At 66.5% G+C, this 19693-nt stretch carries 21 protein-coding genes; 8 read left to right on the top strand and 13 right to left on the bottom strand.

Annotated elements, in window-relative coordinates:
• Positions 1-2: 2 nt before the first annotated feature.
• The 4 genes from glgA to VGV37_RS13750 all read left to right on the top strand — a co-directional run bounded on the left by glgA (position 3) and on the right by VGV37_RS13750 (position 2891).
• Positions 3-1499 carry a glycogen synthase GlgA gene (gene glgA / locus VGV37_RS13765; RefSeq protein WP_326880263.1) on the top strand — a complete coding sequence of 499 codons (1497 nt, stop codon included), beginning with the start codon at positions 3-5 and terminating at the stop codon, positions 1497-1499.
• A 79-nt stretch (positions 1500-1578) separates the two neighbouring features.
• Entirely contained in the window at positions 1579-1740 is a 162-nt protein-coding gene (locus tag VGV37_RS13760; protein WP_326880262.1) for a DUF3309 family protein, read from the top strand.
• 111 nt (positions 1741-1851) lie between these two features.
• Entirely contained in the window at positions 1852-2256 is a 405-nt protein-coding gene (locus VGV37_RS13755) for a DUF2177 family protein (RefSeq protein WP_326880261.1), read from the top strand.
• Between the two features lie 245 nt (positions 2257-2501).
• Positions 2502-2891: a hypothetical protein gene (locus VGV37_RS13750; RefSeq protein WP_326880260.1), complete on the top strand. Its 390-nt coding sequence runs from the start codon at positions 2502-2504 to the stop codon at positions 2889-2891.
• Here VGV37_RS13750 and VGV37_RS13745 read toward each other — a convergent pair.
• Genes VGV37_RS13745 through VGV37_RS13725 form a run of 5 tightly spaced genes read right to left on the bottom strand, consistent with a single transcriptional unit; the run spans position 2888 to position 8388 of the window.
• Positions 2888-3577 (bottom strand): ABC transporter ATP-binding protein, encoded by a 690-nt coding sequence (locus tag VGV37_RS13745; protein WP_326880259.1) that lies wholly within the window; start codon positions 3575-3577, stop codon positions 2888-2890. The two genes, VGV37_RS13750 and VGV37_RS13745, sit on opposite strands and share 4 nt — an antisense overlap.
• The gene (locus VGV37_RS13740) at positions 3574-5283 is read right to left on the bottom strand and encodes an ABC transporter permease subunit (RefSeq protein ID WP_326880258.1); all 1710 of its coding nucleotides are present in this window, start codon (positions 5281-5283) and stop codon (positions 3574-3576) included. The genes VGV37_RS13745 and VGV37_RS13740 overlap by 4 nt, the downstream gene beginning before the upstream one ends.
• On the bottom strand, positions 5280-6164 hold the full coding sequence (locus tag VGV37_RS13735; RefSeq protein WP_326880257.1) for a branched-chain amino acid ABC transporter permease: 885 nt from the start codon (positions 6162-6164) through the stop codon (positions 5280-5282). The genes VGV37_RS13740 and VGV37_RS13735 overlap by 4 nt, the downstream gene beginning before the upstream one ends.
• Positions 6165-6181: 17 nt before the next feature.
• Complete coding sequence (locus VGV37_RS13730) at positions 6182-7300, bottom strand: ABC transporter substrate-binding protein (protein ID WP_326880256.1); 1119 nt, start codon at positions 7298-7300, stop codon at positions 6182-6184.
• Positions 7297-8388 carry a threonine aldolase family protein gene (locus tag VGV37_RS13725; protein WP_326880255.1) on the bottom strand — a complete coding sequence of 364 codons (1092 nt, stop codon included), beginning with the start codon at positions 8386-8388 and terminating at the stop codon, positions 7297-7299. The genes VGV37_RS13730 and VGV37_RS13725 overlap by 4 nt, the downstream gene beginning before the upstream one ends.
• 70 nt (positions 8389-8458) lie before the next feature.
• On the opposite strand from VGV37_RS13725, the gene VGV37_RS13720 reads away from it, so the two are divergent.
• Together VGV37_RS13720 and VGV37_RS13715 are read left to right on the top strand one after the other, a co-directional pair.
• Positions 8459-8932 carry a hypothetical protein gene (locus tag VGV37_RS13720; protein WP_326880254.1) on the top strand — a complete coding sequence of 158 codons (474 nt, stop codon included), beginning with the start codon at positions 8459-8461 and terminating at the stop codon, positions 8930-8932.
• Between the two features lie 89 nt (positions 8933-9021).
• The gene (locus VGV37_RS13715) at positions 9022-9351 is read left to right on the top strand and encodes a hypothetical protein (protein ID WP_326880253.1); all 330 of its coding nucleotides are present in this window, start codon (positions 9022-9024) and stop codon (positions 9349-9351) included.
• A 63-nt stretch (positions 9352-9414) separates the two neighbouring features.
• Here the strand turns inward: VGV37_RS13715 and VGV37_RS13710 are convergent, their stop codons facing one another.
• The 3 genes from VGV37_RS13710 to VGV37_RS13700 all read right to left on the bottom strand — a co-directional run bounded on the left by VGV37_RS13710 (position 9415) and on the right by VGV37_RS13700 (position 12307).
• Positions 9415-9948, bottom strand: a complete 534-nt coding sequence (locus VGV37_RS13710; protein WP_326880252.1) for a cold-shock protein — start codon at positions 9946-9948, stop codon at positions 9415-9417.
• A gap of 127 nt (positions 9949-10075) precedes the next feature.
• Entirely contained in the window at positions 10076-10924 is an 849-nt protein-coding gene (locus VGV37_RS13705; protein WP_326880251.1) for a fumarylacetoacetate hydrolase family protein, read from the bottom strand.
• Positions 10925-11098: 174 nt separating this feature from the next.
• Entirely contained in the window at positions 11099-12307 is a 1209-nt protein-coding gene (locus VGV37_RS13700; RefSeq protein WP_326880250.1) for a benzoate/H(+) symporter BenE family transporter, read from the bottom strand.
• A gap of 201 nt (positions 12308-12508) precedes the next feature.
• On the opposite strand from VGV37_RS13700, the gene VGV37_RS13695 reads away from it, so the two are divergent.
• Positions 12509-12904, top strand: a complete 396-nt coding sequence (locus tag VGV37_RS13695) for a hypothetical protein (protein WP_326880249.1) — start codon at positions 12509-12511, stop codon at positions 12902-12904.
• A gap of 175 nt (positions 12905-13079) precedes the next feature.
• Positions 13080-13889, top strand: a complete 810-nt coding sequence (locus VGV37_RS13690) for a MetQ/NlpA family ABC transporter substrate-binding protein (RefSeq protein WP_326880248.1) — start codon at positions 13080-13082, stop codon at positions 13887-13889.
• A gap of 30 nt (positions 13890-13919) precedes the next feature.
• Here the strand turns inward: VGV37_RS13690 and recQ are convergent, their stop codons facing one another.
• From recQ to VGV37_RS13665, 5 genes are all read right to left on the bottom strand, one after another.
• Positions 13920-15773 carry a DNA helicase RecQ gene (gene recQ, locus VGV37_RS13685; RefSeq protein WP_326880247.1) on the bottom strand — a complete coding sequence of 618 codons (1854 nt, stop codon included), beginning with the start codon at positions 15771-15773 and terminating at the stop codon, positions 13920-13922.
• A 68-nt stretch (positions 15774-15841) separates the two neighbouring features.
• The gene (locus tag VGV37_RS13680) at positions 15842-17326 is read right to left on the bottom strand and encodes a 3-hydroxybutyrate oligomer hydrolase family protein (protein ID WP_326880246.1); all 1485 of its coding nucleotides are present in this window, start codon (positions 17324-17326) and stop codon (positions 15842-15844) included.
• Positions 17327-17501: 175 nt separating this feature from the next.
• A complete protein-coding gene (locus VGV37_RS13675; RefSeq protein WP_326880245.1) occupies positions 17502-18293 on the bottom strand; it encodes a transporter substrate-binding domain-containing protein in 792 nt (263 codons plus the stop codon).
• Between the two features lie 38 nt (positions 18294-18331).
• Entirely contained in the window at positions 18332-18985 is a 654-nt protein-coding gene (locus VGV37_RS13670; RefSeq protein WP_326880244.1) for an amino acid ABC transporter permease, read from the bottom strand.
• Positions 18985-19665 carry an amino acid ABC transporter permease gene (locus VGV37_RS13665; protein WP_326880243.1) on the bottom strand — a complete coding sequence of 227 codons (681 nt, stop codon included), beginning with the start codon at positions 19663-19665 and terminating at the stop codon, positions 18985-18987. The genes VGV37_RS13670 and VGV37_RS13665 overlap by 1 nt, the downstream gene beginning before the upstream one ends.
• Between the last annotated feature and the right edge of the window lie 28 nt (positions 19666-19693).

Genomic DNA, 19693 nt, shown 5'->3' with positions numbered 1-19693 from the left:
CGATGAAGCCATACCCCGCCAGAGCGATCGCAAATCGCGTCCGCGTCCTTTTCGTTTCGTCAGAGATCTATCCCCTGGCGAAGACGGGCGGCCTTGCCGACGTGTGCGGCGCACTGCCGTTGGCGCTCGCCCACGACGGCGACGTCGACATCCTGGTGATGATGCCGGGATATGACAGCGCGATCGCGGCGGTTGACGATCTGCGGGAGATCGCACGGCTGCCCAACCTGCCGGGCGGGCCGGGGCGCCTGCTGATCGGGACCATGCCGGGCAGCGACCTGGAGGTCGTCCTGCTCGACCAGCCCAACTCGTTTCAGCGACCGGGCGGCCTCTATATCGACGACGACGGCCGCGAATGGGCCGACAACGCCATCCGCTTCGCGGCCCTGGCCCATGCCGCGGTCGAGCTGTCGATGGGACGGGTTCTGCCCAACTGGCGGGCCGACATCGTGCATTGCAACGATTGGCACACCGGCCTCATCCCCGTGCTGCTGGCCGGGCAGTCCGGCCGCCGGCCGCGCACGATCATGACGCTGCACAACCTGGCGTTCCAAGGCCTGTTCCCGCCCTGCATGCTGCCGCAGCTCGACCTGCCGCCCGGCAGCTTCTCGGTCGATGGCGTCGAGTATTTCGGGCAGATCTCGTTCCTCAAAGGCGGCATCCATTTCGCGGACAAGCTGACGACGGTCAGCCCGACCTATGCGACCGAGATCGTGACGCCGGAATTCGGCATGGGGCTGGAAGGCGTGCTTGCCCGCCGCAGGAACGATCTGGTCGGCATTATGAACGGCATCGACGAGACGCTGTGGAACCCGGCCAACGACCAGACGATCGCCCATCCTTATTCGGCCGCAGATCTGGATCAGAAGGCCCTGTGCAAGGCTGCGATCCAGCAGGAATGGGGCCTGACGGTCGATCCGGCCGCCCCCCTGCTCGTGTTCGCTGCCCGGCTCGAAAGCCAGAAGATGGCCGATACCCTGCTCGAACTGATGCCCGAGTTGATGGAACGCTCGTCGGTTCAGGTCGCGATCCTGGGCAAGGGCGCTGCTCACCTGCAGGATGGGTTCGCCGCTTGGCCGGCGCGGGCGCCGGGCCGCGCCGCGGTTCGTATCGGCTACCAGGAAGACTGGGCCCATCAGCTGCTCGCCGGGGGGGACATCCTGGTTCACGGCGCGCGATTCGAACCTTGCGGCCTGACCCCGATCTACGCGATGCGCTACGGCACCGTGCCCATCGTGCGTGCCGTGGGCGGCCTCCGCGACTCGGTGACGGCCGTCGGCGCCGTACCGATCGCCGGCGGCAAGGCCAGCGGCTTCCAGTTCGACCAGGCCGATGCGGTCAGCATGCTCGATGCGATCGACACCGCGCTCGAGTTCTACGGTCGGCCGGATTCCTGGCGCCAGCTGCAACGCAACGGCATGACCCGCGACTTTTCCTGGCGCGGACCCGCGGCTCAATATCGCCGGCTTTACGAGGATCTGGCCTTGGATGCTGCTTGATTACAGTATCCGTCGGAAATTCCGGAACAAATACGACCCGATCGGGTTCTCGTTGGGACGATAAAAATCGGAGGCGGCGATGTTACTTCTACTTATCATTCTCATCCTGCTTTTCGGCGGCGGCGGCTTCTACGGCTATCGGCGTAACTACTACGGCGGTGGCGGCGTCGGTATCATCGGCGTGATCCTGATCGTTCTGGTCGTGCTGGCCTTGTTCGGCGGACCGCACTGGGGCGCATAGTCCCGCACCCGCTTCTTCAACGCGCCCCGCGGCCATTGCCGCGGGGCGCGTTGTCATGTCGGGATGATCGATGACGGGCGGCCCTTCCAGCCGCCGTGATGGAGGTCCGCCTTGCCGATCCTTGCGACTGCCTACCTGATCGTCCTGGTGGCCATGGCTTTGATGGACGGCTGCTGGTTGGGCCTCATTGCCAAGGGGTTCTATCAGCGCAGCATCGGACACCTGATGGCGGACCAGGTGAATGTCGCGGCGGCGATCGCTTTCTATCTGCTCTATGCGGCCGGCCTGACCGTGATGGCAGTCCGACCGGCGCTCGTCTCCGGCGACTGGCGCGACGCCGCGCTGCAAGGCGGCCTGCTGGGTCTGTTCGCCTATCTGACTTACGATCTCAGCAATCTGGCCACGCTGAAACTGGTTCCGGTCACCTTCGCGATCGTCGATATCCTGTGGGGCGGCATCCTGAGCGCGTTCGCGACGGGGATTGCGGTCGCCATCGCGTCGAGGTTGTTTCGCTAAAAAGCTTTTCGCTCATACGGTTAATGGGCGTAAGCTGAGAGACGATCATTTGGCTAAAATCTTTCATATTCTTTTGTCGGATCGATCGATTCCGCTTCGGCGTAAAGAATTTGTTTTGTCTTTCTCGTTAGGTTCCAGCGGGTGCGGCGGGCGGTGACGCGGTCGCACGAGCCGAACGCGAAGAACCTTTTCAAACGACGCCGGGTAACGCCGGTGTCAGGCCGGCAGGTCGTAAGTCGCGGTTCGTGTCCGCTGTACATTCGAGAAGGTTCACGATGTCTATTTTCCCGTCGGGCGACACTCTTGGTTTGGTTCTGTTTGGATCTCTGGTCCTGAGCATCATCGGCCTGGTCATTTTCCTTTTGGCCAAGCTGGGCGCCCCAGCCAGAAGTCTCACGCATCGCGGGCTGAAGATCAGACTCAATGCCGGCTTGCCGGCCGGCAAGATCGTACTGGTCGATACCGAATGGCGTCCGATCGGCGAAACCACGCCGGATCAGTTCGATAGCTTGGCCCTGCCCCGGGACTGTGCCGCGGCATGGCTTTCGACGCGCGATTTCGGCCGCCTCGAAGCATCCAAAACCAGTTCGCCTCGGCCGATGGCACTGCGACCCGACGTCGGGATCGGGCGCTAACCCAGAAAGCTTCGCGCCAAGGCCGGATGATCGCGGATCTCATCCGGCACCCCGTCTGCTTCGATCCGCCCGCGCGCGACGACGAGGCCACGATCGGCGACGGCGAGCGCCGGGATCACCGCCTGCTCGGCAAGCAGAACGGTCAGACCCTCGTCGGCCAATTTCCGCAACAGATCGAACAGATCGGCGACCAGCACCGGCGACAGGCCACGCGACGGTTCGTCGAGCAGCAACAGGCGAGGCTCGGTCATCAGCGCGCGACCGATCGCCAGCATCTGCTGCTGACCGCCCGACAGGGTCCAGGCCACCGCCGTGAGCTTGTCGCGCAACGCCGGCAGCCGCTCCAGCACCCAGGCGAGACGCCGCCGCCGCTCGCCGGCCCCCTTGGTCGCGACCAGTTCCAGATTCTCAACCACCGTCAATCCGGGGAAGGTCCGCCGTCCTTCGGGACACCAGCCGATGCCGGCGCGGGAGCGCCGTTCGGGCGACCAGCGGGCAATGTCGATGCCGTCGAGCTGGATGCCGCCACCGCGCGGTGCGCGCAAGCCCATGATCGCTTCCAGCAATTCAGTCTTGCCGGCACCATTGGGTCCGAGCAGCGTCGTGATGCCGGCGCCAGCCAGCTCGATCGTGATCGCCGCACTGCGCCGGATCTCGACATGGTCGAGAGTGAGCCGCACGCTCATGCCGACGGCTCCCCCAGATAGGCCGCTCGCACCCGCGGATCGGCCCTCACTTCGTCGGCCGTACCGGCCCGGGCGATACGCCCGTCCAGCAGCACCGCGATCCGGTCGGCCAGCCCCATCAGGAACACCATGTCGTGCTCCACGACCAGCAACGCCCGCCCCTCTGTCGCCAACGCGCGCAATAACGTGCCAAGCCGGTCCCGCTCCGCCGGATCGAGCCCGGCCGCCGGCTCGTCAAGCAACAGGACGGCAGGATCGAGCGCCAGGGCGCGCGCGATATCGACGAGGCGCACGCTCCCACCCTCCAGTGGGCAATCGGAATCGACCCCGACGCGGCGAAGCAAAGCCGCCGCCTCTCCCCGCAGCGAAGCGATGGCCAGAGCGTGACCGAAGCCGGCCCGACCTTCCCGCGCCGCCAGCGCGGCCATGACGAGATCCGTCGGCATCATCGCATCGGGCACCGCCACCGACTGAAAGCTGCGCGCGATGCCCGCCCGCGCGATACGATCGGCGGACAAGCCGTCGAGCCGTGCGGTTCCGAGTGTGATACGCCCTCTATCCGGACGATCCTGGCCGCCGACCAGATTGATCAAGGTGGTCTTGCCCGAACCGTTCGGTCCGATCAGCCCGACGATCTCGCCCGGTCGTAGCTCGAGCGAGATCCCGTGAAGCACAGCGATGCCGCCGTAGGATTTTCCGATGCCATCGACCCGCAGCACCGCGTCGGGGCGCGGCAAGGATGTGGTGACGGCAAGGGGTGCGGGCATGGAACGCCTGGGCCAGAACCGCTCCAGCGAGCCGACCAGGCCCGCAGGAGCCACCAGCAGACAAACAAACAGGCCCAGCCCGTAGGCGATCCGATAGGATGATCCGAGCGGGCGAAGCCATTCCGGCAAATGGCCGATCAGCAGGGCACCCAGCACGCCACCCGCGACCGAGCCGCGCCCGCCGATGACCACCATGGCGAGGCACCCGACCATGACCGAGAATTCCGCCACGTCGGGCGAGACCAGACCCAGCACATGGGCCTGCAGCGCCCCGCCTGCCCCGGCAAATCCGGCTGCCAGGACGAAGCCCTGAGTCCGGATCCGCCCGGGGTCGAGACCGCTTGCTCGGGCCAGGGCCGGATCGTCGCGGACCAGCGCCAGCGTCGGCCCGTTGCCGCCGCGCTTCAACCACAGGGCAAGCCCAGCGCCGATCCCGGCCAGCGTCCAGCCGGCCAGCATCGTCCCGGCGCCCCGCGACAGGCCGAGCCAGCCGACAGGCAGCGGCGGCACGCCGATCAGGCCGTTGGCGCCGCCGGTCAGGCCCTGAGCATCGACGGCGACCAGCCGGACAAGCACCGCGAGGCCGAGGGTCGCGAGCGCGAAATAATGCCCGTCGAGCCGCCGGACCGGTCCGTGAGCGACGGCGGCGAGCAGCGCCGGCAGCAGGATCGCCGCTGGGAGTTCGAGCCAGATCGGCCAGCCGAGCCGGCCGCCCAGGATGCCGGCCGCATAGGCGCCGATCGCGAAACAGGCGCCCTGGGCCAGCGACAGCGCGCCGACCTGGCCGAACACCAGCTGATAGCCGATCGCCATCAGCGCGGAGGAGGCCGCGAGCGCCATCAGCCGCTGCTCGTAGCCCGATCCCGTCGCCACCACGACCAGCAGCCAGCCGGCGATCGCCAGCCCGACGAGCGGCGCCGGCCGCACGAACGCCTTCACGCGCGTCGTCCAAACGGTTCGGGAAACAGGCCGGCCGGACGGACGGCCAGCAGCACCAGCACGAGGCCGTAGAGCGACGCCGTCGCCACCACCGAACTCGCGTAGCCGGCCACGACGCTTTCGAACAGCGCGATCAGCAATGCACCCACGACCGCGCCCTTGAGCGAGCCCCATCCGCCGATGGTGACGGCGACATAGGCGCGCAAGATCAGGTCGTTACCGGACGTCGGCGTCACGAAATACGGGCCGGACAGCAGCAGGCCGACCGCGCCCGCCAGCGCCGCCGCCAGTGCGAAGCTGGTCGCGATCAGCCGGTCGACCGGCAATCCCAGCGCTCGCGCCGTCACCGGATCCTGCGCGCTCGCCCGCAGCCGGCGACCGAACTGCGTGCGGCCGAGCAGCCAGCCCTGGGCCGAGCCCAGGACCAGGCAGGCGACGAGAATGCCGAGCGAGGCGCGCGACAGGCCGAGCGGGCCGAGGTGGATTTCGCCCGTGCCGATCAGCGTCGGACCGGCCTGGGGCGCTGCCCCTTCCAGCGCGTTCATCGCCTCCTGCAGCGTCAGACCGAGCGCCACCGTCGCCAGCAGGCCGGAAATCGGCGGGCGACGACGGAACGGGCGCCAGGCCAACATCGAGAACAGCAACCCGAAGCCCGCCATGGCGAGCGTGACCAGCGGCAACACGGCCAAACCCGAGAGATCGAGCAGGCGGGCGAGCGCGATCGCGACATAGCCGCCGAGCATGACCATGTCGCCCTGGGCGAAGTTGATCGAACCGGTCGCATTCAGCACCAGCACGAACCCGAGCGCCACCAGGGCGTAGGCGGAACCCAGCGCCAGCCCGTTCAGGAGCAGCTGGGCGAGGCTCAACAGGTCGGCCACCACCGCGTCGATGCCCGTCAGTCGGCCGCCGCCACGTCGAGCCCGTCATAGCGTCGGACGATCTGCGGAATGCGCGTGACGCCGTCGTAGCAGAGAATGACGACGCTATGCGCCATGTCGCCGTGCCCGTCGGACGCATAGCGCATGGCGATGCCGTCCCACGATTTGCTGGCCAGTGCCGCGCGCACCGCCTCTCCGGTCCTGGCACCTTGCGCAAGCACGTCGAGCAGCATCTCCGTCCCGTCGTACTGGGCCAGCGCATAGGCGTCGGGATCGGCGCCGAACGCCGCCCGATAATCGGCCAGGAATTTGGTCATTCGCGGCGAACCGCCGGACACGGGCGACGCAGCGGACTCGGCGCAAATCCCCTTCAGCTCCTTGGGGTCGAGCAGCGCCGCCGTGGCCGGCTGGTGCAGGGCGGACCCGGCGATGACCGGCAGGGCGATGCCGAGCGCCGCGATCTGTCGGATCGCCAGCGCGGTCGGCCCCGCATGGAGATGCAGCAGCAGCGCATCCGCACCAGACGTCGAGGCCCGCTTCAGGATCGGCGCCAGGTCCTTGACGTCGGTGTCGATGCCTTCGCTGAACACCAGGTCGGCGCCGTGGCGTTTCGCCGAGGCCGCGATATAGGTAGCGCCGCTCTGGCCATAAGCGGTGGTCTGGTAGACCAGCGCCAGCTTGCGCTTGCCCAGTTGCTCGACCGCGTAGCGGACGTGCGCCTCCTTGGCGAGTCGGTCCGACGGAAAGAAGCGGAAGACCCAGGGATTGCCCTTTTCGGTCAGCGAGGCCGTGCCGGAGACCGTGAGCAGCGGTAGTTTTTCGTCCGCCGCCATCGGCATCAGTGCCAGCATTTGCGTTCCCAGCATCGACGCGACGACTGCCGGAACCGGGCCGCCATCGAGCACGCGCAGCAAGGCATTGACCGCATTTTCCGGTGCCGTCGCGGTATCGACCACCTCGCCCGTGACCGCGAGGCCGGCCGGTGCCTGTTGCAGCGCGAGGAGCGCGCCGTTGCGCTGGCTGGTGCCCTCGAGCGACAGGAACCCGGTGACCGGCACCAGGATCGGCAGGCGCACCGGGTCGGCAGCCGCCGTGGCGCCCGCCACCACCAGCATCAGCAGAGCGAGGCGCCTCACGATGCGCGCGCCGTCGCGACCAGGCGACCGACCAGATCGACGATCTCGCCATCGGTCAGGTCGTCGGCCGCGTCGCCGACGCCGATCTCGGCCATGGTCAGATCGGGCACAGCGGTCTCGGCGAACCGGCCGAACAGCCAGACCCCGCTGTCGCGCGCCAACGCCTGATGGGCCGCGTCGAGCGCCTTGGCCGATGCCGGCAGATAGAGTTGAAAGGCGTTGGTGTGCGGTGGCGCCGGCACCGCGGTCACGCCCGGAACGGCCGCGAGCGCCGCCGCAAGCCGACGCGCCCGGTCGCGATAGGCCGGCATCAGCGGCAGGTAGCGCTTCAGACCCTCGGCAGCACTGATGACGAAAGGAAATGCGGTCCATAGATTGCCGCCATGGCGTCCCTGCCAGACTCGCGCTGCCGCGATGAAGTCGACCGGGCCGGCCAGGATCGATCCGCCGAGCCCGCCCAGCCCCTTGTAGAACGAGACATAGGCCGAATCGGCGAGACCGGCGATCTCAGCCAGCGGGCGGCCGTAGTGTGGCTGGGCCTCCCACAGCCGCGCGCCATCGAAATGCAGCGGCACGCCCCGGCTGCGGCACCAGTCCGCGATGGCGACGAGATCGTCCCAGTCGGGCAGCTTGAACCCGGCCCGTCGCAGCGGCAGCTCCACGGTCACGACACCGAATTCCTCGGCCGCCGCCTCCAGGTCCGTGACGCCGAACGGCCGATGGTCCAGGCCCAGGCGGACGCCTTGGAGCCCATGCAGCCGCTCATATGCCGATCGTTCGTCCAGATCGATATGGCATTTGGGATGCAAACCGACGGTGTGCAGGCCGGAACGATCGGCCCAGATCCTCAGTGCCGCCTGTTGCGCGATCACACCCTTGGGCATGAAGACCGCCGCCGGCTTGCCCAGCAGGGCCGCGACGTCGCGCTCGAGCGCCTGCATCGCCTCGCCCTCGCCATAAATGTCGCGGGGCAGATCGGCGAACGGTGACTGGGCGAGTTGGTCCAACGTTTCGCGAACGGTCTGGCGGCGGTGACCGGACAATGCGCGACGGCACAGATCGCGGATCTCGGCATGGGCGGTCGGCATAACCCTCTCCTGCCGCGCGGACCGCGGCCGTGGTAAGCTTCGTTTCCGGTGGACCCTAGAAGCGGAACCCATGTCGAGACAAGGCGTCGTATTGCGGATCGCCCTCGCAAGCTGCCTCATGGCTTGGCCGATGGCCGGCAAGGCGACGGAAAACCTGCTCGATTCCCAGGCGCCCTATTGGGAGGCCGGGCCCCGCGACCCGAAGCTGAGCAACGCCTGCTCGCTAGGCCGGTTCAACGAACGGCAGATGGGCCGCTTCATCGTTCGCCTGCATGCCAAGGCCGGCGGTGCCGCCGTACTCGGCGTCGCCAAGGGCAGCGGCCTCAATCTCTGGGACCCGAACCAGCTTGCCGTCGCGACGGAGGATTATCTGTTCCGCCAGGACGGCACGAGCGCCTGCGAGGTTTTCGTCGGCGGCCGAAAGACCCTGCTCCCCGGACAGAAGGCGCCAACAAAGCCTCCCGTTCCCGTTCCTGCGAACCCGGCGACGCCGGCTCAGCCGACCGTCCCCGGCGCCTCGCCGAAGAACGGGCCGCCGACCTGACTTTACAGCCCCGCACCGGCGTGGTCGAACAGTGCCCGCTTGAGCATTATCGACAAGGGGACGAGATGATCGGACGAACCATCGCTGCAATGATGATTTTCGCGCTGGCCGGCGGGGCCGCCGAGGCCGGCACGTTGCGGAACGGGACCTGGACGCCGACCGGCTGCGGAACCGAGCCGACGCCGCCCGCAATCAACGGGTCCGGACGTGCGGCCTACGAGGCGAGCGTCAAGGAGGCCAATGCCTACCAGCAGGCGGCCAAACAGTACGAGGATTGCTATTTCAACGAGGCGCAGGCCGACAATCACGCGATCGGCGGCGCCCTGTCCGACCATCAGCACGAAGTCCAGGCGCGGTTCGACAAGCTGTCGGCCGATTCCAAGGCGGCGGCCAATCGCCTGAACGGCAAAAAGGACTGACAATGGAATGGCCGGTCCGGGCTGTGCACCCGGCCGGTCGAGTTTCCGGAGACGCGGTCGCGATCAGATGATCGTGATGCCGAACGCCTCCAGCCCCTTCTTGCCGTCGACCACGTCGACGCGCACCCGCACGCCCGGATCCAGGCCCTGCAGTCCGCTGCGGCGCAGCGCGGTGATATGGATGAAAACGTCCTTGCCGCCACCATCGGGCGAAATGAAGCCATAGCCCTTACCCGGCTCGAACCATTTCACTGCGCCGTCGAGCGAGCCTGATGGCGTCTGGACCGCATCGCGATCGAACCCACCGCGCGGCGCCGAGGGCGCCACGATCGTGGTCAGGTCGACATCCAGCACATTGACCACCAGCGGTCCCTTGGCGCCGTCGCCGATCTCGCAGACCAGCGAGGCGCCCTCGCTCACGTCCTCGAACCCGGCGCGACGCAGGGTCGCCATCGGCAGGAACGCGTCCTGCGTGCCATCGGCCGGCGTGACGAAGCCGAACCCTTTGCTGGCGTTGAACCATTTCACCTTGGCATCGACCCGGCGGCCGGAAGGTGGATCATCGGTGCGGAAAAAGCCCGGACGGTGGTCGTACATGGCTGCTCTATGCTCGGATTGACACCAAGAGAACACGAGCATAGCCGAAGAAAACCCGTTGCGACAGTCCTCCGCGGAGGAGTCGCAACGGGTTTTTCGCCAATTCCGCCTATTTCTCAGGCAGCGATCATTCGGAGGCAACCACCTTCTGCCGTTGCTCGCCCAGTCCCTGGATGCCCAGATGCATTTCATCGCCTGGCTTCAGGAACCATGGCGCCGGCTTCATGCCGAGACCGACGCCCGGCGGCGTACCGGTCGTAATGACGTCGCCCGGATGCAGCGTCATGTATTGGCTGATGTAATGCACCAGGAACTGCACGCCGAAGATCATGGTCTTGGTCGTGCCGGTCTGGCAGCGCTTGCCGGACACGTCGAGGAACATATCGAGCGCCTGAACGTCGGCGATCTCGTCGGGCGTGACCAGCCAGGGACCCATCGGGCCGAATGTATCGGCGCTCTTGCCCTTGGTCCATTGCCCGCCCCGCTCGATCTGGAATTCGCGCTCGGAGACGTCGTTGACCACGCAATAGCCGGCGACGTGCTTCAGCGCATCCGCTTCGCTCACGTAGCTGGCCTTGGTGCCGATCACGAACGCGAGTTCGACCTCCCAGTCGGTCTTCTTGGAATTGCGCGGAATGACGACCGTGTCATTCGGGCCGACGATCGAGCTGGTCGCCTTCATGAACAGGATCGGTTCTTCCGGTACCTTGGCGCCGGTCTCGGCCGCGTGGTCGGAGTAGTTGAGGCCGACCGCGACGAACTTGCCGACCTGGCCGACGCAGGGCCCGAGCCGCGGACTGCCCGCGACCAGCGGCAGGCTCGCCGGATCGAGTGCCTTCAGCTTGGCGAGGCCGGCCGGCGACAGCGCCTCGCCGGCGATGTCGGCGACCTTGCCCGTGAGGTCGCGGAGCTTGCCCTCGCCATCGAGCATGCCGGGCTTTTCCTGGCCGACCGGACCGTAACGCAACAGCTTCATCTGCTTTTTCCTCCTGGATATCCTGCGCGGAGCTTGTTCGATCGGGGAGATCGCCGACGGCAAACCACCGTACCGATCGCCTCCGCGTGCAAATTGGACGGGCAGGTTAGGCGATTAACTCAGACTTGTCTCGCCTGACACGGCACGAATCGGACGCGGCGTTTTCGCCCCAATTCAGGAGCCCGGGCCAATTCTGCCGAAATCGAGCCGCCGCAGGCCAAGGACGGCAAGCCCGCCGAGGAGGCCCCAGAAGGCGGAGCCGATGCCGAAGAAACTGAGGCTGGAAGCGGTCAGCAGGAACGTCACCAAGGCCGCCTCGCGATCGCCATCATCCTTGAGGGCGGCCGAAACCGAGGCGCCGAACGCGCCGAGCAGCGCCAGACCCGCGACGGCCTCGATCAGTAGCGGGGGCGCCGTCGCGACGAGCGCTGCCGCGGCTGCCGACAGCAGGCCCAAGAGCAGATAGCAGAGCCCGGCCGTGACCGCCGCGGCCGCACGCCGCTCGGGTCTCGGATCCGCGTCGGGACCAGCGCACAGCGCGGCGGTGACCGCGGCGAGATTGACCGTAAGCGCGCCGACCGGTGCCGTCGCGAGCGACGCAAGGCCGGTCAAGAGGAAGATCGGGCGTGGCGGCGGCCGGAAACCGAAGGTCGCGAGGACGGCCAGGCCCGGCACGTTCTGCGACGCCATGGTGACGACGAACAGCGGCACCGCGATGCCGACGAGCCCGCCCCAGGACAAGGTGGGCGGCGTCAGCACCAGGCCCGGCCAGAGCCCCGCTTGGGCCAGCCCGTGCGATCCGGCGCCGCCGACGTCGAAACCGAGTAGAGCCAGGGCGACGATCGCCGTCGCCGGCAGCGCATAGAGCCGGGCGAAACGGCCGACCACCAGCCAGGTGAGTATGACCGGAAACGCCAGGAGCGGCATATCGGCGAGCGCGTGAAACGGCGCCAGGCACAGGTTCAACAGGATGCCGCCGAGCAGGGCATTCGCGAGCGAGGCGGGGATCGCGCCGACCAGCCGGCCGATCGGTCGCCACAGGCCGGCGACGACGACCAGCAGCCCCGCCACCGCGAACGCGCCTTCGGCTGCGGCAAAGCCGCCGGCGATCGGGCCGGTCGTCGCCAGCAGAGCGGCACCCGGCGTCGACCAGGCGATGCTGATCGGCATGCGATGGACGAGGCTGAGGACAATCGCCGTGATGCCCATCGTGACGCCCATCGCCAACAGGCTCGAGGCCGCCTGCTCCGTGGTGGCGCCGACGGCATTGAGACCGTTCACCACGACCGTGACCGAACTGCCGTACCCGACCAGCGCCGTCACGATACCGGTCATGATCGCCTGCCGCGAGATGCCGGGCTTTGCCGTTTCGATCGCCGCCATCTCCCTCCGCCTTCGAACGATCATCGGTCGCAGAGGCCCTTTACACGCTCAAGCTGCTGCGGCGGTCAAGTCACGCATCTAAAAGCCGCAAGACTCAGGTACATTTTTGCGACACGCAAGCGCTCGTTGTCGGTTTAGCTTTCAAAACCATCAAATCTCCGCAATACTCGGCCCATGGAATCGCGACAGTCCATAAAACTCATGGTGACGCTAATCTGTCTTTGCGGATTGGCCGGGGCCGTCTGTGCGCCCGGATACGCGGCAGAGCCGACCACCACCACCAAGAAATCCAAGAAGCACGGCGGCGATACCACGCTCGCGCCGGCGACCCAGACGCCGGCGGAACAGTATGATGCGCCGCTCCAGCTCAATTTCGACCCGCTGAAAAGCGTACTGCTCAAGTCGGAACCGGCCATTCCCTATCAGCCGCAATCCCCAGCGAAGCCGGCGCCCACGGTCACCGCCAAGGGCGACGTACCCGATCAGCCGCACTTGGCGCCGCTGCTGCGCGAAAGCTCCCTGCCCGACAGCTTCGGCGACCGCGGCACCTTCTTCGAACGACACGAATTCGGCATCCAGCTGCGCGATCATTTCTGACACGTTCTTCGACGTCATGATCGGTGCTGGTTCGCAACTCTCGCTCTGAATATACAAATACAAAACGTGTCAATATATAAATCATCGTGATCGATATGTTGAATCAGCGATATCCCTCGTATCGTTTTGCGGCCCAACTCTGAAGCCCTCGTGGCCTTTCAGAATGGATCCGCCGATGTCGCACCCTGTGAAACACCGCCTCCGCCTCGTGGGGCTTGTGGCCCTGCTGGGCCTGTCCCTTTCGGTCGGCGCCGCCCAGGCGGCAGGCAAGATCAAGCTGGGCGTCATGGCCGGCGGCGAGGAAGAGGTGGCGGAAGTCGCGAAGAAAGTCGCGGCGGGCCAGGGGCTCGAGGTCCAACTCGTCACTTTCCAGGACTACGCCCTGGTCAATGCCGCGCTCGAGGCCGGCGACCTCGATGCCAATGCGTTTCAGCACAAGCCCTATCTCGATGCGCAGATCGCGGCGCGCGGCTATCACATCGTGCCGATCGGCTTCACCATTGTCGAACCGATCGGCTTGTATGCGAAAAAGGTGAAGAGCCTCGATCAACTGCCCAAGGGTGCCAAGATCGGCATTCCGAACGACCCCAGCAACGGCGGCCGCGCGATCAATCTGCTGGCGGCGAACAAGCTCATCGCCGTGGCACCCGGCAAGGGATTGCTGCCGTCGCTGGCCGATGTCGCCGACAACCCGCGCGGGTTCAAGTTCATCGAGCTGGACGCCGCCCAACTGCCGCGCTCGCTCGACGACCTCGATGCGGCGGTCATCAACACCGACTATGCGATCGGTGCCGGCCTGGATCCCCGCACCGGTTCGCTCGCGATCGAGCCGCGCCAGAACAACCCGTATGGCAATTTCATCGCGACGCGCGAGAAGGACAAGGATCGGGCAGACCTGAAGATCCTGGTCGCTGCCTATCAGTCGAAGGAGGTCGCGGCCTTTCTCGACCAGCGCTTCAAGGGCGCGATCCTGCCGGCCTGGTAGCCGACAGAGGGCGGCCCGTCCCGAGTCGCCCTACCCCTGCCGGACGATTTCCAGGATCGCCTGGCCGTAACGGTCGAGCTTCGATCGCCCGACGCCGGGAATCGCGGCCAGCGCCGTTATATCCGACGGGCGCTCGACGCTGAGCGCCACCAGGGTCGCGTCGTGCAGGATGACGTAAGGTGGCACACCCTGCTCGCGCGACAGCTCCAGCCGCCAGTGCCGCAGCGCCTCGAACAACGTCGCGTCACTGCCTTCCAATTCCAAGGCGGCCGCTCCGCGGCGCACGCCGCCGGAGGGGCGGCGCGGCGACTTTTCCTCTTTATGCTCGCGGAACTCGACAGTCTGCTCGCCCTTGACCACGGCGGTCGCCTTCGGCCCGAACAGCAGCCCGCCGTGGCCTTCGACGTCGACCGCCAGATAGCCGCCGGCGACGAGCTGACGGAAGATCGCCTGCCAGGCATTGCGGCCGATGTCGCGGCCGACCCCGAAGGTCTTCAGCAGATTATGGCCGCGCTCGAGGATCTTGTCGGTTTCCTTGCCGGTCAGCAGGTCGACCAGATGCTGCACGCCGAAGCGCTGGCCGGTACGATAGACCGCCGACAGCGCCTTCTGGGCCGCGACCGTGCCGTCCCAGCTCTTGACCGGGCTCAGGCAGATGTCGCAGTTGCCGCACGGCCCGGGCAGCGAATCGTTGAAATAGTTGAGCAGCACCTGGCGCCGGCAGGTCGAGGTTTCGCAGTAGCCGAGCAGCGCATCGAGCTTCTGCAACTCAACCCGCTTCTGCCGGTCGTCGAGTTCCGAGCCCTGGACCATCTGCTTGCATGAGATCACGTCGGCCAGGCCATAGGCCATCCAGGCGGTCGCCGGCAGCCCGTCACGTCCGGCGCGGCCGGTCTCCTGGTAATAGGCCTCCAGGCTGCGCGGCACGTCCAGGTGAGCGACGAAGCGGACGTTCGGCTTGTCGATGCCCATGCCGAAAGCGACGGTCGCCACGACCACCACGCCCTCGTCCTTCAGGAACCGATCCTGGTGGCGCTGGCGCGTTTCGGCGTCGAGCCCAGCGTGGTAGGGCAGTGCCAGGCGGCCGTGCTGCGACAGGAAATCGGCGATCTCGTCGACTTTGCGGCGCGACAGGCAATAGACGATGCCGGCGTCGTCCGGATGCTCGGTCTTGAGGAAATTCAGCAACTGGTTGCGCGCGTCCTTCTTCTCGACCACCCGATAGCCGATGTTCGGCCGATCGAAGCCCGAGACGAACACGCGCGCATCGCCCAATTGCAGCCGGTCGACGATGTCCTTGCGCGTGGGCCCGTCCGCGGTCGCAGTCAGCGCCACGCGCGGCACGTCCGGGAACCGCTCGTGCAGAATGCTGAGGCCGCGATATTCCGGTCGGAAGTTGTGCCCCCATTGCGAGACGCAATGGGCCTCGTCGATCGCGAACAGCGCGATCTTGAGCTGGCTCAGCATGTCGAGGAAATACGGCATGACCAGCCGTTCCGGGGCGACATAGACCAGGTCGAGCGCGCCCTCGCGCATCTCTTCCTCCAGCCGGCGCGATTCGCCCGGATTGAGCGAGGAATTGAGGTAGGCTGCGCGCACGCCGGCCTGGCGCAGCGCGTCGACCTGATCCTTCATCAGCGCGATCAGCGGCGAGACGACGATGCCGAGACCGGGGCGGACCAGGGCCGGGATCTGGTAGCACAGCGACTTGCCGCCGCCGGTCGGCATCAGCACCAGCCCGTCGCCGCCGTCGATCACATGCTCGATGATCGCCTGCTGCTGGCCGCGGAACTGGCCATAGCCGAAGATCTCGCGCAGCAGGTCATGGGCGCGCTGGTGCGCGGCGGTGGATTGTTCGGAGGCGGGTGCGAAGGAGGACGACATGGGCGGAACGGAGACTGCCACCCCCGCCCCCGAAAATCGAGCCCCCTCGCACGCCGGTCCGGAACGCGTTACGGCACGAACAGGCTGGAACAATGGCCCGGCTGCGCCGGCGACGAGGCGATGGCACCGCCGTGCGGGATGCATTGGTCCGGCGGCAGGGCCGCACCCTGCTCGACGTAGCCGACCAGCAGATCGAACGCCTTCTGGGCATGCGGCTCGATCAGTTCGAGCTGTGGGAAGCTGCCCTTGAAGGTCTCGATATGGTTGCCGTTCTGCACTTCGTAGAGCCGGTACGGCGGCGTGCGGTCGTGCCGCCGATCCTGCTCGCGATCGTCGCCGCGGCCGGCATCGACCGCGCGCGCATAGGCGCGGGCCTGGTCGTTGATCGGCAGCAGCGCATCCATGGTGCCGGCGACCGTGATCAGCGGCCGCTGGATATGCCCGGTCGTGGTGAAGGCCGCGAGGTTGGCGCCGACGTTGGAGGCGGACAGCCGATCGACATAGACGTAGTTGGCCGGACCGGCGCCATAGGTGTCATAGCCGGGGTCGAGCCGCTTCTGCCACTGGCACTGGGTTACCTCCCAGAACTGCGCCCAATAGAAGCCCCAGAGCGAGTTGGTGCCCGAGACGATGTCCGGCGGATAGCCAGCCGCCACGATGTTCTTGGCCGCGGTGCTGTTGGGATCGAAGCCCGAGGCGACATAGTCGGGATAGTTCAGCAGCGCAGGCGGCAAGGATGCCAGGATGTTGCCCCGCGTTGGATCGACGTAGGTTCCCTCCCAATCGACGCCGCCGTCGAACAGGTCGGGCGCCGTCTCGACCGCCCGGCGCACCTGGTAGCCGCCGTTCGAGGTGCCGACCGCATAGGTTCGGGCCGGGCGCCGGCCGTAGCGCAGTTCGACCGCGTCGCGCCCGAGCCGGGCCGCTGCCAGCATCGCCTCGTTCCAGCGGGTGAACAGCGCCGCCGGGTCGTTGTCGTAGAAATGGACGTAGATCGACGAGGCCGGATTGAGCCGGCAGGCGAGCGGATCCGCGGCGCTCGACAGCTGGAAATTATAGACGCCCTTGTTCTGCGAGACGTAGGCATAGCCTTTCTGCAGGACGTAGTCGCTCCAGGCGATGTCGCCGTTGAACTCGCTGCGCGTTCCCGACGCGCCGGCAACGACCAGCTTGCCGTTCCAATTGTTGGGCAGGCGAACGAGGATGCGCGCCTCGCCGAGCGGATCCTTGGCCAGGCGGGCCTGGATCTGCAAACCAGGCACCGCATGGGTCAGCGGCGTCTGGTCGGGCGCGCTCGGCGCGATCGTCGCGCGATCGGTCTGCGGCGTGAAGGCGAAGGCCGGCAGGCCGGCCAGCGCGTTATTGGCTGGCGTCGTCGCCGGGTTGGCGGTGGTGAGGTCGGCGCTGTCGACGCAGGTCGCATCGGCGATCTGGCCATGGAGCAGGGCCAGCAGCTGGTCGCAGCGGCCGGCAGCCGCAGCCGGCGCCTGCCAGCCGATCGACAGGGCGAGGGCGGCAAGGCCGCCCCATCCCGCAAGGCGCAAAGACTCCATATCGTCTCCCCTCGTTGGTTTTTTTGTGGGATCGTTTTCAACGAAGGTGCGGATATGAAGCAGAACTATAGGTGAAGCCGGCGGACGTGGATACCGGTCGCGGCACGGCTCGGCGCAAAAAAGGCCCATCCGGAGTCCCCACACCCCGGATGGGCCAGCCGCACCAAACCCGCGATCAGAAGGTCGGCAGGTTCGGCAGCGGCTTGTGGAACCACTTCTCGTGAATGGCATTGAGCTCGCCATTGTTCTTCACGAAATAGACGAAAGTGTTGACCCACTGGTGCAGGTTCCACTGATCCTTGCGCATGGTGATGCCATTCGGTTGCTGCAGCAGCGTGAACTTGCGCTCGATGCCGGCGCCCGTATTCTGGGCGAAAATCGTGTCGCCGGTCAGGCCGGTCTCGGCGATGGCATCGACCTGGTGGGTGATGAGCGACTGATAGGTGCTCGGATCATCGTCGAACCGGGACATCTTGACCTGATCGCCGAAGGTCGAGCTCAGGATCACGTCCTGCACCGTGCCGCGCGGCACGCCGATCTTCAGGCCCTTAAGATCGTCCATCGACGTGATCTTCTTGTCCTTGGGCGCGAAGACGACATTCTCGATCGCGCTGTAGGGAATCGAAAACAGCACCTGCTTGGCGCGCTCCGGCGTGACGCCGAAGGTGGCGACGATCAGATCGACCTTGTTGGTCAGCAGGAACGGGATGCGGTTGGGGCTGGTCAGCTGGACCAGGTTGACCTTCACGCCCATGTACTTGCCGAGCAGCTTGGCCACTTCGATGTCGTAGCCGTCCGGCTCCTGCTTGTCGTTCAGGATGCCGTAGGGCGGCAGGTCGACCAGCACGCCGATATTGATCGAGCCCTTCGCCAGAATCTCGTCGACCGTCTGCGCCGCCGCCGGCCGCGCCGCCGTGGCGAGGCCCAGCATCAGCAGGGCCGCCGCCGCATATCTCAGAAGTTTCATCGCCGTCTCTCCCCAAGGTTTGTCGTTGTATCCCGTGTCTAGCGCCTGTAGGCCTGCGCCAGACGTGCCTCCAGCCGCCGGCTCGCGATGGTCAGCGGCCAGCAGATGATGAAATAGATCGCCGCCACGGTGCTGAAGATCAGGAACGGCCGGAAGGTGGCGTTGTTGAGCAGCTGCCCGGCCCGGATCAACTCGACGAAGCCCAGGATCGAGGCGAGCGACGTGCTCTTCACCAGATTGACCAGGAAGCCCACGGTCGGCGCCACGGCCAGCCGCAGCGCCTGGGGCAGCACGACCTTCCTCATCGTGGCAAAATAATGCAGCCCCAGCGACCGCGCCGCCTCGAGCTGGCCCTTCTGCACACCCTGGATGGCGCCGCGCCAGATCTCGCCCAGGAAGGCGCCCGCATTCAGGCTCAGGCCCAGCATGGCCGCAACCCACGGATCGACCGACACACCCACCATGTCGCCGCCGAAGAACACCAGGAACAGCTGCAGCAGCAGCGGCGTGCCCTGGAACAGGCGGATATAGGCGATCGCGAGCAGACGCAGCACCCGCTGCTGCGAGGTGCGCATCAGCGCGATGGTGATACCGACCACGCCGCCGCCGGCAAAGGCGAGCGCCGACAGCAGCAAGGTCCAGCGCACGGCAAAGATCAGGAATTCTATGTCGGAAAAGTTGAGCGTGCGCATCAGCGATGCTCCGCCCGGGCGAAGGCCCACCGGTCGATCAGTGCGAACGCGGCCTGGAACGCCATCGACAGCACGAAATAGATCACGAACACGATGATGTAGGTCTCGAACGGGCGGAAAGTGCGCGACTGTACGTCCTGGGCAGCCGCCATCAGCTCGTCGGCCGAGACGACCGAGACGATGCTGGAATTCAGCATCAGCAGGATGAACTGACTGCCGAGCGGCGCCAGCATCACCTTCAGCGCCTGGGGCAGGACGACCAGCCGGAAGCTCTGCAACGGGCGCAACCCGATCGCCTTGGCCGCGTCCATCTGGCCGACGGTGATGCTCTCGATACCGGCGCGCACGATCTCGATCGTATAGGCGCTGCCGTTCAGCACCATGGCGACCAGTGCGGCGTCATTGGCATCGAGGCGAAACCCGATCGTGGGCAGCCCGAAGAAGATCATGAAGATCTGCACCAGGAACGGCGTGTTCCGGATGATTTCCACATATCCCGCGATGATCGCCTGGATCGGTTTCGGCCCCGACGTGCGCAGGAGAGCGCCGACGATGGCGAACGCCAGGCTCAGCACCATCGCGATCGCCGACAGGCGAAGCGTGTAGACCATGCCCCACAGCAGCTCGTCCAGATTCCCGGGCTTCAGGATCTCGCCGAATTGGAAGATATAGTTGCTCATGCCGGGCAGGAACCCCGGTCAGGCCATC

This window comes from Aliidongia sp., from assembly GCF_035943795.1.
GTDB lineage: Bacteria > Pseudomonadota > Alphaproteobacteria > ATCC43930 > CGMCC-115725 > Aliidongia.
Note: the sequence above shows the minus strand (reverse complement) of the source record. Positions and strands in the feature narration are given on the sequence as shown.

Excerpts from the sequence above, each read along its gene's own strand:
- VGV37_RS13665 (WP_326880243.1), bottom strand. The coding sequence starts at position 19,665 with ATGAGCAACTATATCTTCCAATTCGGCGAGATCCTGAAGCCCGGGAAT.
- recQ (WP_326880247.1), bottom strand. The coding sequence starts at position 15,773 with ATGTCGTCCTCCTTCGCACCCGCCTCCGAACAATCCACCGCCGCGCAC.
- VGV37_RS13720 (WP_326880254.1), top strand. The coding sequence starts at position 8,459 with ATGTCGAGACAAGGCGTCGTATTGCGGATCGCCCTCGCAAGCTGCCTC.
- VGV37_RS13695 (WP_326880249.1), top strand. The coding sequence starts at position 12,509 with ATGGTGACGCTAATCTGTCTTTGCGGATTGGCCGGGGCCGTCTGTGCG.
- VGV37_RS13700 (WP_326880250.1), bottom strand. The coding sequence starts at position 12,307 with ATGGCGGCGATCGAAACGGCAAAGCCCGGCATCTCGCGGCAGGCGATC.
- VGV37_RS13760 (WP_326880262.1), top strand. The coding sequence starts at position 1,579 with ATGTTACTTCTACTTATCATTCTCATCCTGCTTTTCGGCGGCGGCGGC.
- glgA (WP_326880263.1), top strand. The coding sequence starts at position 3 with ATGAAGCCATACCCCGCCAGAGCGATCGCAAATCGCGTCCGCGTCCTT.
- VGV37_RS13670 (WP_326880244.1), bottom strand. The coding sequence starts at position 18,985 with ATGCGCACGCTCAACTTTTCCGACATAGAATTCCTGATCTTTGCCGTG.
- VGV37_RS13715 (WP_326880253.1), top strand. The coding sequence starts at position 9,022 with ATGATGATTTTCGCGCTGGCCGGCGGGGCCGCCGAGGCCGGCACGTTG.
- VGV37_RS13725 (WP_326880255.1), bottom strand. The coding sequence starts at position 8,388 with ATGCCGACCGCCCATGCCGAGATCCGCGATCTGTGCCGTCGCGCATTG.
- VGV37_RS13745 (WP_326880259.1), bottom strand. The coding sequence starts at position 3,577 with ATGAGCGTGCGGCTCACTCTCGACCATGTCGAGATCCGGCGCAGTGCG.
- VGV37_RS13705 (WP_326880251.1), bottom strand. The coding sequence starts at position 10,924 with ATGAAGCTGTTGCGTTACGGTCCGGTCGGCCAGGAAAAGCCCGGCATG.
- VGV37_RS13710 (WP_326880252.1), bottom strand. The coding sequence starts at position 9,948 with ATGTACGACCACCGTCCGGGCTTTTTCCGCACCGATGATCCACCTTCC.
- VGV37_RS13680 (WP_326880246.1), bottom strand. The coding sequence starts at position 17,326 with ATGGAGTCTTTGCGCCTTGCGGGATGGGGCGGCCTTGCCGCCCTCGCC.
- VGV37_RS13690 (WP_326880248.1), top strand. The coding sequence starts at position 13,080 with ATGTCGCACCCTGTGAAACACCGCCTCCGCCTCGTGGGGCTTGTGGCC.
- VGV37_RS13675 (WP_326880245.1), bottom strand. The coding sequence starts at position 18,293 with ATGAAACTTCTGAGATATGCGGCGGCGGCCCTGCTGATGCTGGGCCTC.